Raw genomic sequence first — 20,052 nt, forward strand, 5'->3', positions numbered from 1 at the left:
CGGCAAGACCACCACCACCGTCAACCTCGCCGCCGGCCTGGCGCGCATCGGTCAGCGGGTTCTGGTGGTCGATCTCGATCCGCAGGGCAATGCCACCATGGGTTCCGGCGTCGACAAACGGGCGCTGCAGCTGTCGGTCTACGACGTGCTGCTGGAGAGCGCCACGGTGGCAGAAGCACGCCAGCGCCAGGGCAAGGCCGGCTACGACGTGCTCGGCGCCAACCGCGAACTGGCCGGGGCCGAGGTCGAGCTGGTCGAGCTGGAGCGACGCGACAAGCGCCTGAAGACGGCGCTGGCCGCCGTCGATGCCGACTACGACTTCGTGCTGATCGACTGCCCACCCTCGCTCAGCCTGCTGACGCTCAACGGCCTGTGCGCTGCGCATGGCGTGGTGGTGCCGATGCAGTGCGAGTACTTCGCGCTCGAGGGCCTGTCGGATCTGGTCAATACGATCAAGCAGGTGCACGCGAACCTCAACCCGGACCTGCAGATCATCGGCCTGCTGCGCGTGATGTTCGATCCGCGCATCACCCTGCAGCAGCAGGTCAGCGAGCAGCTCAAGACGCACTTTGCAGACAAGGTGTTCGACACCGTCATCCCGCGCAACGTGCGCCTGGCCGAAGCGCCGAGCTACGGTTTGCCCGGCGTGGTGTTCGACCCGGCCTCGCGTGGCGCACAGGCCTTCATCGAGTTCGCTGGCGAGATGGTGCGGCGCATCGAATCGATGCGGTGACGCCATGCGAATGAACCCCGTCATTGCACGCAGCTTTGACCCCTACCTGCTCTCGCGCGTCGAGGACGCAGGCCTGAACGCCAGTGCGCCGCCGCAGCAGCGCTGGCTCGATGGCTGGCTGGTGCGCCTGTCGCCGGGCAAGGCCAAGCGGGCGCGCTGCATCAACGCCGTGGCGCCCGGCCGCATGCCGGTCGCCCACAAGCTGGCGCTGTGCGAGCCGGTCTACGCCCAGGCCGAGCTGCCGCTGATCGTGCGCATCACGCCCTTCAGCGAGCCCACCGGCCTGGATGCCACGCTCGAGGCGATGGGCCTGCAGCGCTTCGACGACACCCGCGTGATGGTGCTGGAGGATCTGACCAACATCGTTCCGCCCAACCTGCCCGCCACGCTCTCCATCCTGCCGATCGGGCTGGAGGCATTCGCGCAGCGAGTCGGCGCCTTGCGCGGGTCGCCACTGTCGCAGCGCCAGGCCCACGGCCAGCGTCTGGCGCAATCGCCGATTCCCTTCCAGGCCTACGAGATGAAGCTCGACGGCGAGGTGGTGGCGTGCGGGCAGTTTGCGCAGGAAGCCGACCTCGTCGGGCTGTACGACATCTTCACCGCCGAAGCGGCGCGCGGCCGGGGCTACGCATCGCGCTTGTGCGCCCAGTTGCTGGTGGAGGCGCACCGTCGTGGTGCAAGGCATGCCTACCTGCAGGTCGACGGCGACAACCACCCGGCCCGCAGCATCTACCACCGGCTTGGTTTCGGCGACGGCTACGCCTATCACTACCGCTCGCGCGACCCCTCGATCGCCTGAGCCGCCGAAGCGAAGCGCCCTCGGTCCGGGCTGAGCGTCGGCGTCGCTCAGAGGCCCAGGCCTTCGTCGACGCCCAGGTGCACGTTCATCGCCTGTACGGCCGCGCCGCTGGCGCCCTTGCCGAGGTTGTCCAGCCGCGCCATCAGCAATGCCTGGGTGTCGCTCGCGAAGACGAAGATGTCGACGCGATTGGTGTCGTTGCAGGCCTGCACGTCGAAGAAGCCGTCTTCCAGCGTCGCCGGGTCGGACAGCGGCATCACCTTCACGAAGCGCTCGCCGGCGTAGCGCTTCGCGTAGGCGGCGTGCAGCAATGCGCCCGTCGTTCCCGCCGGAAGCTGGGACAAATGCAAGGGCACACTCACCGACAAACCCTTGTAGAAACTGGAGACGATGGGCATGAAATGCGGCGCCTGGGCGAGCCTCGCGTGCGTCGTCATCTCCGGGATGTGCTTGTGGGTGAGCTTGAGCGCGTAGGGCCGCGGCGACTCCAGCCGGCTGTCGCCTCCCGCCTGGTACTGCTCGATCATCTTCTTGCCGCCACCGGAGTAGCCGGTGATCGAGGTGGCGCTGATCGGCAGCGTGGCCGGCACCAGCCCGGCGTCGACCAGCGGCCGCAGCAGCAGGATGAAGGCCGAGGCATGGCAGCCCGGGTTGGCGATGCGCTTGCTCGAGCGCAGCGCGGCGCGTTGCTCGGGTGCCAGTTCGGGCAGGCCGAACACCCAGCCGGGCGCGGTGCGGTGCGCGGTGCTCGCGTCGATCAGGCAGGTGCCGGGGTTGGTGACCAGCGCGGCAGCTTCCTTCGCGGCCGCGTCGGGCAGGCAGAGAAATGCCACGTCTGCCGCGTTGAGGAGGCGGGCGCGTTCGGCGTTGTCCTTGCGCTTGTCGGCCTCGATGCGCAGCACCTCGATGTCGGCGCGCTGCGCGAGATACTCGTGGATGCGCAGGCCGGTGGTGCCCTCCTGGCCGTCGACGAACACGCGGGTCTTCATGTCACGCTTCCCGAAAGATGGACGACAAGGATAAGGCAAACCCTGATCGGTACGGCCATGCCGTGCTGCTGCTGCCCGGCTGGTTGAACTCCGGCCCGGACCATTGGCAGAGCCGTTGGGAAGTGCTGCATGGCCACCGGCGCGTCGAGCAGGACGACTGGCTGTGGCCGCGGCGCGGCGACTGGATGGCACGCCTCGACGAGGTGCTGCTGGAAACGCCACAGCCGGTGCTGCTCGTCGCCCACAGCCTGGGTTGCCAGCTGGTGGCCGGCTGGGCAGCGCATTCGGCGCACGTGGAACGTGTGGCGGGCGCGCTGCTGGCGGCGCCGCCCGACACCGAGCGCGAGGACATGCCGCCCAACCTGTTCAATTGGCGGCCGATCGTGCGCACACGTCTGCCGTTCGCCGCCGTCGCCGCGGTCAGCACGGACGACCCCTACTGCGCCTTGCCGCGCGCCACGCAGATGGCCGCCGACTGGGGCGCCGAGTGTGTCGAGATCGGTCCGCGTGGCCACATCAACGGCGACTCGGGCCTCGGCGACTGGCCCGACGGCCTGGCCCTGCTGAAGCGCCTGGCGGCCCGCGGCGGCTGATCGCGGACAATCGCCGCCCATGGTCACCAAGAAACCCAAGGGCCTCGGGCTCGGGCTGGAAGCGCTGCTCGGCCCCAAGGTCGACGACACAGCCCGCCCCGCCGGCGCCACGCCGCCGTCCACGCTCAAGCTCGACATGTTGCAGGCTGGCAAGTACCAGCCGCGCACGCGCATGGACGAGGGCTCGCTGTACGAACTGGCCGAGAGCATCAAGGCGCAGGGCGTGATGCAGCCGGTGCTGGTGCGCCCGGTCGGCGGCGGCCGCTACGAGATCATCGCCGGTGAGCGCCGCACGCGCGCCGCCAGGCTGGCCGGCCTCGACGAAGTGCCGGTGCTGGTCAAGGACGTGCCGGACGAAGCCGCCGCGGCGATGTCGCTGATCGAGAACATCCAGCGTGAGGACCTGAACCCGCTCGAAGAGGCGCAGGGCCTCAAGCGCCTCACCGATGAATTCGGTTTGACGCACGAGCAGGCGGCGCAGGCGGTGGGCCGCTCGCGCAGCGCGGCGAGCAACCTCTTGCGCCTGCTCAATCTCAGCGAGCCGGTGCAGCAGATGCTGATGGCCGGTGACCTCGACATGGGTCATGCCCGAGCCTTGCTGCCGCTGGACGGCGCGCAGCAGATCCTCGCCGCCGGCGACGTGGTGGCGCGCAAGCTCAGCGTGCGCGAGGCCGAGAAGCTGGTGACCAAGCTGCAGCACCAGCGCCAGCAGCCGCTGCTGCGCGTGCCGCGGGAGAAGCCGCGCGATGTGGCGCGCATCGAGGAGGAACTCTCCGACGCGCTGACTGCGCAGGTCGAGATCCGCATCAAGAAGCGCACCAAGCGCGGCGAGCAGGGCGAGGTCGCGATCGCCTTCGGCTCGCTCGAAGAGCTCAACGGCCTGCTCGACAAGCTCGGCCTCGGCGCCCGCTGAGGCCAGTTCTCCGCCCGCGCTTTGCGGAACTTTGCACGCTGCGGCGTGCTCAGTCCGCCATGGCATTCAACCGATGCGGCGCGAGGCACGTTACTTGCTGAAGTTGCACGGACGCCACCCGTGTGACGAACAGCCGTGTGATCACCCTTGTATTCGGGTTCACGGCAGGAGCAAGATGCAGCAAGCTTGACCGCACGACCACAGCCCAGCGCTGGCCGATCGATCTGGAAAGCTCTGATGGAGCCCGTAGGACTTCATCAGAACTTCCCCCCTCGCGGCAGACCGGAATCACGCCGGTGTGCCGCAGTCCTGAGTAGGAGATCGGCATGGATGTGATCAGCAGCTTCACTGCGCGCTTCGAGCGCACCCGCGAGGAAGAGCTCTCGCTCGAGGACTACCTCGCCGAGTGCAAGCGCAGCCCGGTGGCGTACGCGACAGCCGCAGAGCGCATGCTCCAGGCGATCGGCGAGCCGCAGACGGTGGATACGCGCAACGACCCGCGCCTGTCGCGCCTGTTCGCGAACAAGGTCATCAAGGTCTACCCCGCCTTCGCCGAGTTCTACGGCATGGAAGACTCCATCGAACAGGTGGTCTCGTACTTCCGCCATGCCGCGCAGGGCCTCGAGGAGAAGAAGCAGATCCTCTACCTGCTCGGCCCGGTGGGCGGCGGCAAGAGCTCGATCGCCGAGCGACTGAAGCAGTTGATGCAGGAGGTGCCGTTCTACGCGATCAAGGGCTCGCCGGTGAACGAGTCGCCGCTGGGTCTGTTCGACGTCGCGGAAGACGGGCCGATCCTCGAGAAGGAATATGGCATTCCGCGTCGCTACCTGAACCGCATCCTGTCACCCTGGGCCGTGAAACGTCTGGAGGAGTACGGCGGCGACATCCGCAAGTTCAAGGTCGTCAAGCGCTTCCCGTCGGTGCTCAAGCAGGTCGGCATCGCCAAGACCGAGCCGGGCGACGAGAACAACCAGGACATCAGCTCGCTGGTCGGCAAGGTCGACATCCGCAAGCTCGAGACCTTCGCTCAGGACGACCCGGACGCCTACAGCTTCTCCGGCGGCCTGTGCCTGGCCAACCAGGGCCTGCTCGAGTTCGTCGAGATGTTCAAGGCGCCGATCAAGGTGCTGCACCCGCTGCTGACCGCCACGCAGGAAGGCAACTTCAAGGGCACCGAAGGCTTCGGCGCGATCCCGTTCGACGGCGTCGTGCTCGCGCACAGCAACGAGAGCGAGTGGAAGGCCTTCCGCAACAACAAGAACAACGAGGCCTTCCTCGACCGCATCTACATCGTCAAGGTGCCCTACTGCCTGCGTGTCAGCGAAGAGGTCAAGATCTACGAGAAGCTGCTGCGCGGCTCGTCGCTGGCCAACGCCACCTGCGCGCCCGGCACGCTGAAGATGATGAGCCAGTTCGCCGTGCTCACGCGCCTGAAGGAGCCGGAAAACTCGTCGCTCTATTCCAAGATGCTGGTCTACGACGGCGAGAACCTGAAGGACACCGACCCGCGCGCCAAGAGCTTCCAGGAGTACCGCGACTACGCCGGGGTCGACGAAGGCATGAGCGGCATCTCGACGCGCTTCGCCTTCAAGATCATCTCCAAGGTCTTCAACTTCGACAGCACGGAAGTCGCCGCCAACCCGGTGCACCTGATGTACGTGCTCGAGCAGCAGATCGAGCGTGAGCAGTTCCCGCCGGAGACGGAGCAGAAGTACCTCTCCTTCATCAAGGAGCACCTGGCGACGAAGTACGCCGAGTTCATCGGCAAGGAAATCCAGACCGCCTACCTCGAGAGCTACAGCGAGTACGGTCAGAACATCTTCGACCGCTACGTCACCTACGCCGACTACTGGATCCAGGACCACGAGTACCGCGACACCGACACCGGCGAGGTGTTCGACCGCGCCTCGCTGAACGCCGAACTGGAGAAGATCGAGAAGCCGGCCGGCATCTCGAACCCGAAGGACTTCCGCAACGAGATCGTCAACTTCGTGCTGCGCGCACGGGCCAGCAACCAGGGCAAGAACCCGCTGTGGACCAGCTACGAGAAGCTGCGCACGGTGATCGAGAAGAAGATGTTCTCGAACACCGAGGAACTGCTGCCGGTGATCAGCTTCAACGCCAAGGCCAGCGCCGACGAGGCCAAGAAGCACGAGGACTTCGTCACCCGCATGGTCGCCAAGGGCTACACGCCCAAGCAGGTGCGCCTGCTGTGCGAGTGGTACCTGCGCGTGCGGAAGTCGTCCTGAGCCGTCAGTCCACGGAGCAACGCTGAATGGCCTTGCAGAGCATCATCGACCGGCGGCTGGCGGGCAAGAACAAGTCCATCGGCAACCGCGAGCGCTTCCTGCGCCGCCACAAGGAGCAGATCCGCGAGGCGGTCAAGCGCGCGGTGGACGGTCGCGGCATCCGCGACATGGAGAAGGGCGAGGACATCCACATCCCCAAGCGCGACATCACCGAGCCGGTGTTCGGCCACGGTCAGGGCGGCAAGCGGGAGATGGTGCATCCGGGCAACCAGGACTACGTGCGCGGCGACCGCATCGAGCGGCCCAAGGGCGGTGGGGGCGGCGGCAGCGGTGGCGGGCAGGCGAGCGACTCCGGCGAGGGCGAGGACGATTTCGTCTTCCACCTCAGCAAGGAGGAGTTCATGCAGGTCTTCTTCGACGACCTGGCCCTGCCCAACCTCGCACGCACCACGCTGGCCGAGACGCCCGAGTTCAAGACGCACCGTGCCGGTTACTCCAGCGACGGCACGCCGAACAACCTGCACGTGGTGCGCTCGATGCGCGGTGCGATCAGCCGGCGCATCGCGCTGGGCAGCGAGAGCCGCCGCGAGCTGAAGCTGCTCGAAGAGAAGCTCGACGGCATCCGCCGCCACCCGCAGCCGAATCCGTTCGCCCACGAGATCCCCGAACTCGAGCGTGAGATCGAGGCGCTGCGGGCGCGGCTCGGCCGCATCCCCTACCTCGACCCGATCGACCTGCGCTACCGCAGCCGCGTGCGCGTGCCGGTGCCGACCAGCAAGGCGGTGATGTTCTGCCTGATGGACGTCTCCGGCTCGATGGACGAATCGCGCAAGGACCTGGCCAAGCGCTTCTTCATCCTGCTGTACCTGTTCCTGACGCGGCACTACGAGAAGATCGACATCGTCTTCATTCGCCACCATACGCAGGCACAGGAGGTCGACGAGCAGAACTTCTTCCACGCCACCGAGACGGGTGGCACGGTGGTGTCCAGCGCGCTGGTGCTGATGGAAGAGATCGCCCGTGCCCGCTACCCGACCAGCGAGTGGAACATCTACGGTGCACAGGCCAGCGACGGCGACAACTGGCACCACGACAGCGGCCGCTGCCGCGAGTTGCTGGCCGACAAGATCCTGCCGCTGTGCCGCTACTTCGCCTACGTGCAGGTGGCCGAGGAAGAACAGAACCTCTGGGACGAGTACGCCGCGCTCGCCGCGGAGACCAAGGCCTTCGCGATCCGCAAGGTGACCGAAGCGAACCAGATCTACCCGGTGTTCCGCGATCTGTTCAAGAAGGAAGGGACGCCCGCATGACGCGCAAGGCCAACTTCGTGCCCGACGGCACGGCCGATCTGTTCGAGCCCGACCTCGCCAAGGCGCTGAAGGGCCGGACCACGCGTGCCGCGGACATCGTCACGCCGCCGCGCGCGCAGCAGCACCTGCCTGCGCCGAGCGACTGGTCGTTCGACCTGATCGAGCAATACCACGCGGTGATCCGCGAGACGGCGCAGCGCTTCGGCCTGGACACCTACCCGAACCAGCTCGAGATCATCACCGCCGAGCAGATGATGGACGCCTACGCGTCGGTCGGCATGCCGGTGAACTACCGCCACTGGAGCTACGGCAAGGAGTTCATCTCCACCGAGAAGAACTACAAGCGCGGCCACATGGGCCTGGCCTACGAGATCGTCATCAACAGCAATCCCTGCATCAGCTACCTGATGGAGGAGAACACGATGGCGATGCAGGCGCTGGTCATCGCGCACGCGGCCTACGGCCACAACAGCTTCTTCAAGGGCAACTACCTGTTCCGCATGTGGACCGACGCGGCGTCGATCATCGACTACCTGGTCTACGCGAAGAACTACGTCAACGGCTGCGAGGAGCGCCACGGCCTGGACGCGGTGGAGGAGCTGCTCGACAGCTGCCACGCGCTGATGAACCACGGCGTCGACCGCTATCGCCGGCCGAGCAAACTCAGCCTCACGCAGGAGCTCGCGCGCAGCAAGGACCGCGAGGCCTACGCGCAGCAGCAGGTCAACGACCTGTGGCGCACGCTGCCGAAGAAGGCCGAGAAGGCCGCCGGCGAGAAGGAGGCGCGCCGTTTCCCCGACGAGCCGCAGGAGAACCTGCTGTACTTCATCGAGAAGAACGCGCCGCTGCTCGAGCCCTGGCAGCGCGAGATCGTGCGCATCGTGCGCAAGGTCGCGCAGTACTTCTACCCTCAGCGCCAGACGCAGGTGATGAACGAGGGCTGGGCCACCTTCTGGCACCACAAGCTGCTCAACACCATGTACGACGACGGCCACATGACCGACGGCATGATGATCGAGTGGCTGAAGTCGCACACCAACGTGGTGTACCAGCCGCCGGTGGGCCACAAGCACTACAGCGGCATCAACCCGTACGCGCTGGGCTTCGCGATGTACACCGACATCAAGCGCATCTGCGAGAGCCCGACCGACGAGGACCGCGCCTGGTTCCCCGCGATGGCCGGCAGCGACTGGCTGGAGACGCTGGACCACGCGATGCGCAACTTCAAGGACGAGAGCTTCATCGGCCAGTACCTCTCGCCCAAGCTGATGCGCGACTTCCGTCTGTTCGCGATCGTCGACGACGAGAAAGAAAACGAACTCGAAGTGGCCGCCATCCACGACGAGACGGGCTATCGCAGCGTGCGCGAAGCGCTGTCGCACCAGTACGACCTGGGCAGCCGCGAGCCGAACATCCAGGTGTGGAGCGTCAACCTGCGCGGCGACCGTTCACTGACGCTGCGCCACACGCAACACAACGACCGTCCGCTGCACGACACTGCGCAGGAGGTGCTCAAGCACGTGGCTCGGCTGTGGGGCTTCGGCGTTCACCTCGACAGCGTGAACGGCCAGGGCACGGTGACCAAGCACTGGTCAGTGCCGGCGCCGGCGAACCACTCGAACTGATCAGAGACTGAAGATCTTCCCGGGGTTCAGGATGTTCTTCGGGTCGAGCGCGCGCTTGAGCGTGCGCATCATCTCGACGGCGCCGGCGCCGGTCTCCTCGACCAGGAAGCCCTGCTTGTGCAGCCCGATGCCGTGCTCGCCGGTGCAGGTGCCCTGCAGCGCGATGGCGCGCTGAACCATCTGCATGCTCAGGCGCTCGGCGGTTTCGCGCTGTGCCGCGTCGCCGTCCTTCACCAGGTAGGCGAGGTGGAAGTTGCCGTCGCCGACATGGCCGACGATGTAGTACGGCAGCCCCGAGGCATCGGCCTCGGCGACCGAGGCCTCGATGATCTCGGTCAGCCGCGAGATCGGCACGCAGGTGTCGGTGGTGACGGTGCGGCAGCCCGGGTGCTGAGTCATGCCGGCGAAGTAGGCCTTGTGGCGCGCGCTCCACAGCCGCGTGCGCTCCTCCGGCGTGCTGGCCCATTCGAAATCCTCGCCACCGCTCTCGGCGGCGATCGCCTGCACCGTCTCGGCCTGTTCCTTGACGCCGGCTTCACTGCCGTGGAACTCCATCAGCAGCATCGGCGCCTCGCGCAGGCCGAGCTTCGAGTGCTCGTTGACCGCGCGCACGGCATTCACGTCGAGCAGTTCGCAACGTGCGATCGGCACGCCCATCTGGATGATCTGGATGGTCGTGGCCACCGCCGAGCCGATGTCCTTGAAGTGGCAGATCGCGGCACTGACCGCCTCGGGCAGCGGGTACAGCTTCAACGTGACGGCGGTGATCACGCCCAGCGTGCCTTCGCTGCCGACCATCAGGCGCGTGAGGTCGTAGCCGGCGCTGGACTTCTTCGCCCGCGTGCCGGTGTGGATGACCTCGCCGCTGGCCGTCACCACCGTCAGGCCGAGCACGTTCTCGCGCATCGTGCCGTAGCGCACCGCGTTCGTGCCGCTGGCGCGCGTGGCCGCCATGCCGCCGAGCGAGGCATTCGCGCCCGGGTCGATCGGGAAGAACAGGCCGGTGTCGCGGATCTCGCGGTTGAGCTGCTCGCGCGTCACGCCCGGCTCGACGGTGGCGGTCAGGTCCTCGGGGTTGACCTGCAGCACGCGGCTCATGCGCGACAGGTCGATGCTCACGCCGCCCTGCACCGCGAGCAGGTGGCCTTCGAGCGAGGAGCCGACACCGAAGGGGATCACCGGCACGGCGTGGCGGTCGGCCAGCGAGACCACCGCGGCCACCTCCTCGGTGCTCTCGCAGAACACCACGGCATCGGGCGGACGCACGTCGAACGGCGACTCGTCGCGGCCGTGCTGCTCGCGCACCGCCAGTGCCGTGCTGCAGCGCTCGCCGAAGCGCGCCTTCAGCGCGTCGAGCATCGCGGCAGGCACCTCACGAGGCTGGACGTGCAAGGGCAGATCGGTGGGCGCATTCATGGCGGTCTCCGCAAGGGCATCGAGGCGTGAGGCATTCTAGGCATTGGCTACCATCGCGCCCATGGGACAACGACTGACGCAGATCGCCACGCGCACCGGCGACGACGGCACCACCGGCCTGGGTGACGGCACGCGCGTTGCGAAAGACCACTTGCGCGTGCAGGCGATGGGTGACGTCGACGAGCTGAACTCGACCATCGGAGTGCTGCTGGCCGAGCCACTGCCCGACGAGGTGCGCGAGTTGCTGGTGGTGATCCAGCATGAGCTGTTCAACCTCGGCGGCGAGCTGTCGATCCCCGGCTTCCAACTGCTCAAGGACGACGCCGTCCTGCGGCTGGACGAGGCGCTGGCGCAGCACAACGCCACCCTGCCCAAGTTGCAGGAGTTCATCCTGCCCGCCGGCACGCGCAGCGCGGCGCTGGCCCACGTCTGCCGCACGGTGGCGCGGCGGGCCGAGCGTGCGGTGGTGGCGCTCGATCACGCCGAGGCCTTGCGGGCGACACCGCGCCAGTACCTGAACCGCCTGTCGGACCTGCTCTTCGTGCTGGCCCGGGTGCTCAACCGCGCCAACCTCGACGGCCTGGGCGGCGACGACGTCTACTGGAAGAGCGAGAAGCTGGCGCGCGGGGAGTGACAGCCCCCGGCCGACGGGTACGTCGGCGGCCCCCCCCCGGAGGGAGCGGCCCGGCGCTCGGCCCGCGAGCGTCGCCGCCCGCGGGTTGAGCTTGTCGATCAGCCCATCTTGAAGCCGGCTGCGAACTCGGCCAGCGTCAGCGCGCCGTCCTTGTCCTTGTCGAGGGCTTCGAACTTGCCGGCGATCTCCGGCATCTTGATGGCCTCGTCCTTGGTGACCTTGCCGTCGGCGTTGGCGTCGGCCTTGGTGAAGGCAGCCTCGACCGCCATGCGGCCCTTGGCGTCCGGGGCGGCCGGCGCCGCGGTCTGTGCCATGCTGGCGGCGGCGAAGCCGGTGCAGGCGGTGGCGAGGGTGAAGCGGATCAGCGAAGCACGCAGGGTCATGGTGGACCTCCTTGTGGTTGAGAGAAGCTCCATTGCAGCCCCCATCAGCCAGCGCGGCCAGCCCTTTTGCCGCGCTTTACCCGCGTTACGGGCTCAGCCCATCTGCTTACCACTTACCGCAAGTGCTTGCTCACTTTGTGTCGCCCGATGGCGGCGCCAGGCCTTCTCGCCCTCGGCCGCTGCGTAGACGATCAGCGCCGCGGCCACGCAGATCGCCAGTTCGGAGGCATCCAGCGCCTCGGTCTTGAAGATCGGCTGCAGCCAGGGCACGTAGACGGTCGCCAGCTGCAGCAGCAAGGTCAGCGCCACCGCGCCCGTCAGCGGCCAGTTCGAGCCGAGGCCCTGGCGCCACAGCGGATCTCGCTCTGAGCGCACCGCCAGCACATGCGCCATCTGCGCGAAGGTCAGCACGCAGAACACCATGGTCTGCCAGTGCGCATGGCCGGTCTCGATCGCCCAGGCCTGCACCGCCAGGCACAGCCCGCCGATCAAGAGGCCGATGAACAGCACGTGCTGCCACAGCCCGTCGGCGAACAGGCTCTCGCCGGGCGGGCGCGGCGGGCGCTGCATCACGCCGCGCTCGGCCGGCTCGGCGGCCAGCGCCAGGCCGGGCAGGCCGTCGGTGACCAGGTTGACCCACAGGATGTGGATCGGCAGCAGCGGTATCGGCAGGCCGAGCATGGGTGCGAGGAACAGCGTCCAGATCTCGCCGGAATTGCCGGTCATCGCATAGCGCACGAACTTGCGGATGTTGTCGTAGATGCGCCGGCCCTCGCGCACCGCGGCGACGATGGTGGCGAAGTTGTCGTCCAGCAGCACCAGGCTGGCCGCCTCACGCGCCACGTCGGTGCCGCCGCGGCCCATGGCCACGCCGATGTCGGCCCGCTTGAGCGCCGGCGCATCGTTGACGCCGTCGCCGGTCATCGCGACGAAGCGGCCGAGCGACTGCAAGGCCTCGACGATGCGGATCTTCTGTGCCGGGTCGACGCGGGCGTAGATGCGCACGTCGGCGCACTGCGCGCGCAATGCGCTGTCGTCGAGCGCGGCGAGCATGGTGCCCGTGAGCACAGGCGCGTCGGCGGCGTCGACGATGCCCAGCCGGTGCGCGATCGCACGCGCGGTGGCCGGGTGGTCGCCGGTGATCATCACCGGCGTGATGCCGGCGCTCAGGCAGTCGCGCACCGCGGCCGCCGCCTCGGGGCGCGGCGGGTCGATCAGCGCCACCAGGCCGATCAGTTCCAGTTCCCGCTCCACGGCATCGGCATCGGCAGAGAGGTCGGCGTCGGGCAGCGGGTGCCGGGCGAAGGCGAGCACGCGCAGGCCTTGGGCGGCCAGGGTCTCGGCCACGGCCATCTCGGCGGCGAGGTCCAGCGGCGCGGTGCCGCCTTCGTCGTCCGGCCGCCAGCGCGCCGTGCAGCGCGGCAGCAGCGACTCCGGCGCGCCCTTGGTGTAGAGCACGAGGCCGCCGTCGCAGCGGTGCAGCGTGCTCATGCGCTTGCGCTGCGAATCGAAGGGCAGCTCGGCGATGCGCGGCCAGGCGGCCTCCAGTGCGGCCTTGTGCTGCCCCTCGCCCGCAGCCAGCGTGGTCAGCGCCGTCTCGGTCGGGTCGCCCTGCCAGGCGCCATCGGGGCCGCGCACGGCGTCGTTGCACAGCGCCGCGGCGCGCAGCGTCTCGGCGTGGGCCGCGCCTTCGGCGACGACACGCTCGGCCTGCATGCGGTTGAGCGTCAGCGTGCCGGTCTTGTCGGAGCAGATGGTGCTGACCGAGCCCAGCGTCTCCACCGAGGGCAGGCGCCGCACCAGCGCGTTGTGCGCCACCATGCGGCGCGCGCCGAGCGCCAGCAGCACCGTGACCACCGCCGGCAGCGATTCGGGGATCGCCGCCACCGCCAGGCTCACCGCCGTCAGCACCATCAGCACCGGCGATTCGCCGCGCAGCACGCCGACCACGAAGATCAGCGCGCAGATCGCCAGCACCACCAGCGCGAGGCGCTTGCCGAAGGCGGCCAGGCGCAGCTGCAGCGGCGTCTGTGTTTCCCCGGCCCGGTCGAGCAACCCGGCCACCTTGCCGAGCTCGGTGGCCATGCCGGTGGCCACGACGATGCCGCGGCCGCGGCCATGCGCGGCGGTGGTGCCCTTGAAGGCCATGTTGAGCCGGTCGCCCAGCGCGGCCTCGCGCTCCTGCAGCGTCTGCGTGTGCTTGTCCACTGCCACCGATTCACCGGTGAGTGCCGACTCGTCGACGCGCAACTGCGCGATCTCGATCAGCCGCAGGTCGGCCGGCACCTGGTTGCCGGCCTCGAGCAGCACGATGTCGCCGGGCACCAGCTGGCTGGCCGGCAGGGCCTGGCGCTCGCCGCCGCGCAGCACCGTGGCGCGCGCCGCGGCCAGCTGCTGCAGCGCGGCCAGGGCACGGTCGGCGCGCCAGGCCTGCACGAAGCCGATCAACGCGTTGAGCAGCACGATGACGACGATGGCCAGCGTGTCGACCAGCTCGCCGATCACGCCGGAGATGATCGCGGCGCCGATCAGCACCAGGATCATGAAGTCCTTGAACTGCGCGATCAGCAGCGACAGCGGCGTGCGTTGTGGGCCGCCAGCGATCTCGTTCGGGCCGTGGCGCAGCACGCGCAGCGCCGCCTCGGCTTCGTCGAGGCCGAGCGCCGGGTCGACGCCGTGCTCGCGGGCCAGTTCGTGCGCATCGCGCAGGTGCCAGTGGGTGTGCATGGGCCCGATTGTGGGCATGCACCCTGCATGGACCCTGTGGACCTGCGCACCGATTGACTGGCATCAAGCGCGCAGGAGACCATCCGTCACGAAGCCGCGCCATCATCGCCTCCCATGAGCATCCGCCACCTCGACCATCTCTTCGACCCCGCCTCGGTGGCCGTGATCGGTGCCTCGCAGCGCCCTGGCAGCGTCGGCGCCACGGTGTGGCGCAACCTGCACGGCAACGGCTTCAAGGGGCGCTGCTTCGCGGTCAACCCGAAGCATCGTGAGTTCGACGGCGTGCCGGTCTACGCCCGTGTGGCCGACCTGCCCGAGGTGCCCGAGCTGGCCGTGATCTGCACACCACCGGCTGCGGTGCCTGGGCTGATCGCCGAGCTCGGCGCGGCGGGCACGCGTGCCGCCGTGGTGCTGACCGCCGGGCTCGACAAGGCGCAGCGCCAGGCCATGCTCGACGCTGCGAAGCCTCACCTGCTGCGCATCCTCGGGCCCAACTGCATCGGCATGCTGGTGCCGCACCGCGGCCTGAATGCGAGCTTCGCGCACACCGACGCGCTGCCCGGCGACCTCGCCTTCGTCACCCAGTCGGGGGCGTTGATGACGGCGATGCTCGACTGGGCGCGCTCGCGGCGCATCGGCTTCTCGCAGCTGGTATCGCTCGGCGAGCATGCCGACGTCGACTTCGGCGACATGCTCGACTTCCTCGGCAGCGACCCGAAGACCCGCGCCATCCTGCTCTACATCGAGTCGATCGAAGCGCCGCGCAAGTTCATGTCGGCGGCGCGCGCGGCGGCACGCAACAAGCCGGTGATCGTCATCAAGTCCGGCCGCTCGCTGCAGGGCCAGCGCGCGGCGGCCTCGCACACTGGCGCGCTGGCCGGCTCGGACATCGTCTACGACGCCGCCATCGCGCGCGCCGGCATGCTGCGCGTGGACACCCTGCAGCAGCTCTTCCTCGCTGCCGAGACGCTGGCGCGCTTTCGCGCCAACCGCGGCGAGAAGCTGGTCATCCTGACCAACGGGGGCGGCGCCGGCGTGATGGCGGCCGACTGCGCGGCGCATGTCGGCGTCGAACTGGCCGACTTGAGCGCCGAGACCCTCGCCCGGCTCGATGCGCAGATGCCGGCCAACTGGTCACGCGGCAACCCGGTGGACATCATCGGCGACGCGCCCGCCGAGCGTTACGTGCAGGCGCTGGAGGCGATCAACGCCGACCCGTCCGCCGGTGCGGTGCTGTTCGTGCATGCGCCCACGGCGATCGTGGCGAGCGCCGACATCGCTCGCGCGCTGGTGCCGCTGGCCAGCCAGAGCCCGCCTCGCGTGCTCGGCTGCTGGCTCGGCGGCGAGGCGGTGAGCGAGGCGCGCGAGATCTTCCGCGCCGCCGGCATCGCCGGCTACGAGACACCGGAGGAGGCGGTGCGCGCCTTCTCGATGCTGGTGACCTACCGGCAGAACCAGGCACAGCTGATCGAGGCCGCGCCGGCCCGGCCGGCGCGCAGCGTCGAGCCCGATCTCGGCGCCGTTCGCTCGATCGTCCAGCAGGTGCTCTCCAGCGGCCGCGACATGCTCACCGAGCCGGAGGCGAAGGCGCTGCTGGCCGCCTGCGGCATCCCCGTGGTGGCCACGCAGCGTGTCGGCGCCGATCCGGCCGAAGCGGCATCGGCGGCGGCGGCGATGGGCTTCCCGGTGGTGCTGAAGATCCTCAGTGCCGACATCTCGCACAAGTCCGATGTCGGCGGCGTCGTGCTCGGCCTGGCCGGCGAGCCGCAGGTGCGTGCCGCCGCTGCCGACATGCTGGCGCGCGTGCGCGCGCAGCGACCGAGCGCGCGCATCGACGGCTTCACCGTGCAGGCGATGGTGCAGCGCGCCGGCGCGCAGGAGTTGATCGTCGGCGCCAGCATCGACTCGGTGTTCGGCCCGGTGATCCTGTTCGGCCAGGGCGGCACCGCGGTGGAGGTGCTGGCCGACCGCGCCATCGCGCTGCCGCCGCTGAACGAACCGCTGGCGCGCGCGCTGGTGGCGCGCACGCGCGTGGCCAGGCTGCTGCGCGGCTTCCGCGACACGCCACCGGCCGACGAGGCCAGCCTGCTCGGCGTGCTGATGGCCGTCTCGCAGTTGCTCGCCGACGTGCCGCAGATCGCCGAGCTCGACATCAACCCGCTGATCGTCGATGCCAAGGGCGCCATCGCGCTCGACGCACGTGCGCGCCTGAGCATCGCGGCCCCGGCGGGAGCGCTGAACTTCGCGATCCGGCCCTACCCCTCTCAACTCGTCCACACGCAGGACTGGCATGGCCGGCGCCTGACCGTGCGGCCGATCCGGCCGGAGGACGAGGCGCAGCACCTCGAGTTCCTGCAGCACCTCGACCCCGAGGACGTGCGGCTGCGCGTCTTCTACAGCCGCCGCAGCATCGAGCGCACCGAGCTGGCCCGACTCACGCAGATCGACTATGCGCGGGAGATGGCCTTCGTTGCCACCGCGCCCGCGGCCGATGGCATCGAGCAGACGCTGGGCGTGGTGCGCGCGGTGGCCGACCCCGACAACGTCGAGGCCGAGTTCGGCATCATCGTGCGCAGCGAACTCAAGGGCGAGGGCCTGGGCGAGTTGCTGATGCAGCAGATCATCGACTACCTGCGCCAGCACGGCACGCAGCGGCTGGTGGCCACCGTGCTGGCGGAGAACACCCGCATGCTGGAACTGGCACGCGAGCTCGGCTTCGCCGAGTCGCCGAACCCGGACGAGCCGGGCACACGCTGGATCGAGCTGCCGCTGCAGACTTGACTAGCCGCGGCGCTGCTTCACCGCCGCGGCGAGCACCTCCAGCACCTCGAGCGAATCGTCCCAGCCGATGCAGGCGTCGGTGATGCTCTGGCCGTAGGCGAGCTTGGCCGGGTCGTCCTTGCCTGGGCTGAACTTCTGTGCGCCGGCGGCGAGGTGGCTCTCCACCATCACGCCGAAGATGCAGCGATTGCCGGCCTTCATCTGCTGGGCGATGTCGCGCGCCACCTCGACCTGCTTCTCGTGCTGCTTGCTGCTGTTGGCGTGGCTGCAGTCGACCATCAGCGTGCAGTCGAGCTTGGCCGCCTCGATCTCCTTGCAGGCCGCGGCCACGCTCGCGGCGTCGTAGTTCGGCGTCTTGCCGCCGCGCAGGATCACGTGGCAGTCCTTGTTGCCCTTGGTCTCGACGATCGCCACCTGGCCGTTCTTGTGCACCGACAGGAAGTGGTGCGGCCGCGCCGCCGCCTGGATCGCGTCGGTGGCGATCTTGATGTTGCCGTCGGTGCCGTTCTTGAAGCCGATCGGCGCCGACAGGCCCGAGGCCAGTTCGCGGTGCACCTGGCTCTCGGTGGTGCGCGCGCCGATCGCTCCCCAGGAGATCAGGTCGCCGATGTACTGCGGCGAGATCACGTCGAGGAACTCGCTGCCGGCCGGCACGCCCAGGCGGTTGATCTCCACCAGCAGCTGTCGGGCGATGCGCAGGCCCTCGTCGATGCGGTAGCTCTCGTCCATGTACGGATCGTTGATCAGCCCCTTCCAGCCGACGGTCGTGCGTGGCTTCTCGAAGTACACGCGCATGACGATCTCGAGGCGGTCGGCGTACTTGTCGCGCTGCGCCCTCAGGCGGCGCGCGTAGTCGAGTGCGGCGGCCGGGTCGTGGATCGAGCACGGGCCCATGACGACCAGCAGGCGGTCGTCCTTGCCCTGCATGATGTGGCGGATCGCCGAGCGGGTGTTGCCGATCAGCTTCTCGATCGCCGTGCCGGCGATCGGGAAGAAGCGGATCAGGTGTTCGGGCGGCGGCAAGGGAGTCACGTCCTTGATGCGTTGGTCGTCGGTCTGGCTGGTGCGCTCGCTGTGCGCATACCAGCTCTCGCTGGCGGACTTGCTGGTCATGGCGGACGGCTCCTCGTTCTGGTGGGTTTGCTGGAGCGCAGGGCGAAAAAAAACCGCCGGGCTGGGGGCCCGGCGGTTTCTGGATTCGCTGCGCTGTCTTCGCTTATGCGCTTGCCTCTCCATCCGCCGGGCGGTGCGAGAACCAAAAGTACGCAAAAAAGAAGCTGCGCGAAGACATGGGCGCGAATGTATCACGGCCATGCTGCAGCGCGCCAAGGGACTGTGGCGCAGTCGTCACGCCGTGCCTCCAACCGTCAGCCGGTCGATGCGCAGCGTCGGCTGTCCCACACCCACCGGCACGCTCTGGCCGTCCTTGCCGCACACGCCGACGCCGGTGTCGAGCTTCATGTCGTTGCCGATGCCGCTCACGCGCGTCAGCGCATCCGGCCCGTTGCCGATGATGGTCGCGCCCTTGACCGGGTACTGGATCCTGCCGTTCTCGACCCAGAACGCCTCGCTGGCGGAGAACACGAACTTGCCGCTGGTGATGTCGACCTGGCCGCCGCCGAAGTTGGTGGCGTACAGGCCGCGCTTGAGGCCGGCGACGATCTCCTCGGGCGACTTGTCTCCGCCGAGCATGTAGGTGTTGGTCATGCGCGGCATCGGCACCGCGGCGTAGCTCTCGCGCCGGCCGTTGCCGGTCGGCTTGACCTTCATGAGGCGCGCATTCATCGCGTCCTGGATGTAGCCTTTGAGGATGCCGTCCTCGATCAGCACGTTGCGCTGCGAGGCGTGGCCCTCGTCGTCGATGTTCAGCGAGCCGCGGCGATCGGGGATGGTGCCGTCGTCGAGCACCGTCACGCCCTTGGCCGCCACGCGCTGGCCGATGCGGCCGGAGAAGGCGCTCGAGCCCTTGCGGTTGAAGTCGCCTTCCAGGCCATGGCCGACCGCCTCGTGCAGCAGCACGCCGGGCCAGCCGGGGCCGAGCACCACGCTCATCTCGCCGGCCTTGGCCGGGCGCGACTCGAGGTTGGTCAGCGCCGCCTTGACCGCCTGGTCGACGTAGCTCTCGATCATCGCGTCGTGGAAGTAGCCGAAGCCGAAGCGGCCGCCGCCGCCGCCGCTGCCGACTTCGCGGCGCACCTCGCCCGCGATGGTCTGCTCGGCGATCACCGTCACCGACAGGCGCACCAGCGGGCGCACGTCGGCCGCCAGCGTCCCGTCGGCGCGTGCCACCAGCACCACGTCGTATTCACCGGCCAGGCCGGCCATCACCTGCACGATGCGTGGGTCCTTGGCGCGGGCCAGCTTCTCGACGCGCTCGAGCAGCGCCACCTTCTGCGTGCTGTCCAGCGTCGCGATCGGGTCCATCGGCGCGTAGAGGATGCGGCTGGCCGCGATCTTCTGCGGCGCGTCGATCTTGATGCGCCGGCTCTGTCCGGCCGCGGCGATGGTGCGCACCGTGGCTGCCGCGTCGAGCAGCGCGGCCTCGGAGATGTCGTCGGAGTAGGCGAAAGCGGTCTTCTCGCCGGCCACCGCGCGCACGCCCACGCCCTGGTCGATGCCGAAGCTGCCGCTCTTGACGATGCCCTCCTCCAGGCTCCAGCCCTCGCTGCGCGTGTACTGGAAGTAGAGGTCGGCGTCGTCGATGCGGTGCGTGGCGATGGTCGCCAGCGCCTTCGACAGCGTCGCTTCGGTCAGCCCGAAGGGCTCGAGCAGCAGCGAGCGGGCGATAGCCAGGCGTTCGATCGTGGGTTCGCGGGAGATCATGGCGGCGTCCTCGGGAAGCGTCGGGCCATTCTAGGAGCCGGCCGCCGCCGCACCGGCCGACGCGGGATTGCCTCGTG

At 68.7% G+C, this 20,052-nt stretch carries 16 protein-coding genes; 9 read left to right on the plus strand and 7 right to left on the minus strand.

Annotated elements, in window-relative coordinates; translation table 11 throughout:
• Both AAG801_RS18535 and AAG801_RS18540 read left to right on the plus strand, forming a co-directional pair.
• On the plus strand, positions 1 to 733 hold a 733-nt coding region (locus AAG801_RS18535), incomplete at its 5' end, for an AAA family ATPase (protein ID WP_341889662.1).
• A gap of 4 nt (positions 734 to 737) precedes the next feature.
• Complete coding sequence (locus AAG801_RS18540; protein WP_341889663.1) at positions 738 to 1,532, plus strand: GNAT family N-acetyltransferase; 795 nt, start codon at positions 738 to 740, stop codon at positions 1,530 to 1,532.
• A 47-nt stretch (positions 1,533 to 1,579) separates the two neighbouring features.
• Here AAG801_RS18540 and argC read toward each other — a convergent pair whose 3' ends face one another.
• A complete protein-coding gene (argC, locus tag AAG801_RS18545) occupies positions 1,580 to 2,521 on the minus strand; it encodes an N-acetyl-gamma-glutamyl-phosphate reductase (RefSeq protein ID WP_341889664.1) in 942 nt (313 codons plus the stop codon).
• A 17-nt stretch (positions 2,522 to 2,538) separates the two neighbouring features.
• On the opposite strand from argC, the gene AAG801_RS18550 reads away from it, so the two are divergent.
• Entirely contained in the window at positions 2,539 to 3,114 is a 576-nt protein-coding gene (locus AAG801_RS18550) for an alpha/beta hydrolase (RefSeq protein WP_341889665.1), read from the plus strand.
• A gap of 19 nt (positions 3,115 to 3,133) precedes the next feature.
• Positions 3,134 to 4,027, plus strand: coding sequence for a ParB/RepB/Spo0J family partition protein (locus tag AAG801_RS18555; RefSeq protein ID WP_341889666.1), 894 nt, complete (start codon positions 3,134 to 3,136; stop codon positions 4,025 to 4,027).
• A gap of 49 nt (positions 4,028 to 4,076) precedes the next feature.
• Here the strand turns inward: AAG801_RS18555 and AAG801_RS18560 are convergent, their stop codons facing one another.
• Positions 4,077 to 4,376, minus strand: a complete 300-nt coding sequence (locus tag AAG801_RS18560; protein WP_341889667.1) for a hypothetical protein — start codon at positions 4,374 to 4,376, stop codon at positions 4,077 to 4,079.
• Here AAG801_RS18560 and AAG801_RS18565 point away from each other — a divergent pair.
• From AAG801_RS18565 to AAG801_RS18575, 3 genes are read left to right on the plus strand one after another with little or no spacing between them, the layout of a single operon-like run.
• Positions 4,354 to 6,276 carry a PrkA family serine protein kinase gene (locus tag AAG801_RS18565; protein WP_341889668.1) on the plus strand — a complete coding sequence of 641 codons (1,923 nt, stop codon included), beginning with the start codon at positions 4,354 to 4,356 and terminating at the stop codon, positions 6,274 to 6,276. The two genes, AAG801_RS18560 and AAG801_RS18565, sit on opposite strands and share 23 nt — an antisense overlap.
• A 26-nt stretch (positions 6,277 to 6,302) precedes the next feature.
• On the plus strand, positions 6,303 to 7,586 hold the full coding sequence (locus tag AAG801_RS18570; RefSeq protein WP_341889669.1) for a YeaH/YhbH family protein: 1,284 nt from the start codon (positions 6,303 to 6,305) through the stop codon (positions 7,584 to 7,586).
• The gene (locus AAG801_RS18575) at positions 7,583 to 9,211 is read left to right on the plus strand and encodes a SpoVR family protein (protein WP_341889670.1); all 1,629 of its coding nucleotides are present in this window, start codon (positions 7,583 to 7,585) and stop codon (positions 9,209 to 9,211) included. Before AAG801_RS18570 ends, AAG801_RS18575 begins: the two co-directional genes overlap by 4 nt.
• Here AAG801_RS18575 and AAG801_RS18580 read toward each other — a convergent pair whose 3' ends face one another.
• On the minus strand, positions 9,212 to 10,627 hold the full coding sequence (locus AAG801_RS18580; protein WP_341889671.1) for an FAD-linked oxidase C-terminal domain-containing protein: 1,416 nt from the start codon (positions 10,625 to 10,627) through the stop codon (positions 9,212 to 9,214).
• A gap of 61 nt (positions 10,628 to 10,688) precedes the next feature.
• Here AAG801_RS18580 and AAG801_RS18585 point away from each other — a divergent pair, with 61 nt between their 5' ends.
• Positions 10,689 to 11,261 (plus strand): cob(I)yrinic acid a,c-diamide adenosyltransferase, encoded by a 573-nt coding sequence (locus tag AAG801_RS18585; RefSeq protein ID WP_341889672.1) that lies wholly within the window; start codon positions 10,689 to 10,691, stop codon positions 11,259 to 11,261.
• Between the two features lie 98 nt (positions 11,262 to 11,359).
• On the opposite strand, the gene AAG801_RS18590 is transcribed toward AAG801_RS18585, so the two are convergent.
• Entirely contained in the window at positions 11,360 to 11,644 is a 285-nt protein-coding gene (locus tag AAG801_RS18590; protein WP_341889673.1) for a hypothetical protein, read from the minus strand.
• A gap of 93 nt (positions 11,645 to 11,737) precedes the next feature.
• Positions 11,738 to 14,371: a cation-translocating P-type ATPase gene (locus tag AAG801_RS18595; protein WP_341889674.1), complete on the minus strand. Its 2,634-nt coding sequence runs from the start codon at positions 14,369 to 14,371 to the stop codon at positions 11,738 to 11,740.
• Between the two features lie 114 nt (positions 14,372 to 14,485).
• On the opposite strand from AAG801_RS18595, the gene AAG801_RS18600 reads away from it, so the two are divergent.
• The gene (locus tag AAG801_RS18600) at positions 14,486 to 17,152 is read left to right on the plus strand and encodes a bifunctional acetate--CoA ligase family protein/GNAT family N-acetyltransferase (protein ID WP_341889675.1); all 2,667 of its coding nucleotides are present in this window, start codon (positions 14,486 to 14,488) and stop codon (positions 17,150 to 17,152) included.
• Here AAG801_RS18600 and AAG801_RS18605 read toward each other — a convergent pair whose 3' ends face one another.
• Together AAG801_RS18605 and tldD are read right to left on the minus strand one after the other, a co-directional pair.
• Positions 17,153 to 18,265: a 3-deoxy-7-phosphoheptulonate synthase gene (locus tag AAG801_RS18605; protein WP_341889676.1), complete on the minus strand. Its 1,113-nt coding sequence runs from the start codon at positions 18,263 to 18,265 to the stop codon at positions 17,153 to 17,155.
• Between the two features lie 234 nt (positions 18,266 to 18,499).
• On the minus strand, positions 18,500 to 19,975 hold the full coding sequence (gene tldD, locus AAG801_RS18610) for a metalloprotease TldD (RefSeq protein WP_341889677.1): 1,476 nt from the start codon (positions 19,973 to 19,975) through the stop codon (positions 18,500 to 18,502).
• Between the last annotated feature and the right edge of the window lie 77 nt (positions 19,976 to 20,052).

Source organism: Variovorax sp. YR752 (genome assembly GCF_943372545.1).

Coding starts and splice junctions, on each gene's coding strand:
- AAG801_RS18600 (WP_341889675.1), top strand. CDS start 14,486: ATGAGCATCCGCCACCTCGACCATCTCTTCGACCCCGCCTCGGTGGCC.
- AAG801_RS18550 (WP_341889665.1), top strand. CDS start 2,539: ATGGACGACAAGGATAAGGCAAACCCTGATCGGTACGGCCATGCCGTG.
- AAG801_RS18605 (WP_341889676.1), bottom strand. CDS start 18,265: ATGACCAGCAAGTCCGCCAGCGAGAGCTGGTATGCGCACAGCGAGCGC.
- AAG801_RS18585 (WP_341889672.1), top strand. CDS start 10,689: ATGGGACAACGACTGACGCAGATCGCCACGCGCACCGGCGACGACGGC.
- AAG801_RS18555 (WP_341889666.1), top strand. CDS start 3,134: ATGGTCACCAAGAAACCCAAGGGCCTCGGGCTCGGGCTGGAAGCGCTG.
- AAG801_RS18575 (WP_341889670.1), top strand. CDS start 7,583: ATGACGCGCAAGGCCAACTTCGTGCCCGACGGCACGGCCGATCTGTTC.
- argC (WP_341889664.1), bottom strand. CDS start 2,521: ATGAAGACCCGCGTGTTCGTCGACGGCCAGGAGGGCACCACCGGCCTG.
- tldD (WP_341889677.1), bottom strand. CDS start 19,975: ATGATCTCCCGCGAACCCACGATCGAACGCCTGGCTATCGCCCGCTCG.
- AAG801_RS18565 (WP_341889668.1), top strand. CDS start 4,354: ATGGATGTGATCAGCAGCTTCACTGCGCGCTTCGAGCGCACCCGCGAG.
- AAG801_RS18595 (WP_341889674.1), bottom strand. CDS start 14,371: ATGCACACCCACTGGCACCTGCGCGATGCGCACGAACTGGCCCGCGAG.
- AAG801_RS18590 (WP_341889673.1), bottom strand. CDS start 11,644: ATGACCCTGCGTGCTTCGCTGATCCGCTTCACCCTCGCCACCGCCTGC.
- AAG801_RS18570 (WP_341889669.1), top strand. CDS start 6,303: ATGGCCTTGCAGAGCATCATCGACCGGCGGCTGGCGGGCAAGAACAAG.
- AAG801_RS18580 (WP_341889671.1), bottom strand. CDS start 10,627: ATGAATGCGCCCACCGATCTGCCCTTGCACGTCCAGCCTCGTGAGGTG.
- AAG801_RS18540 (WP_341889663.1), top strand. CDS start 738: ATGCGAATGAACCCCGTCATTGCACGCAGCTTTGACCCCTACCTGCTC.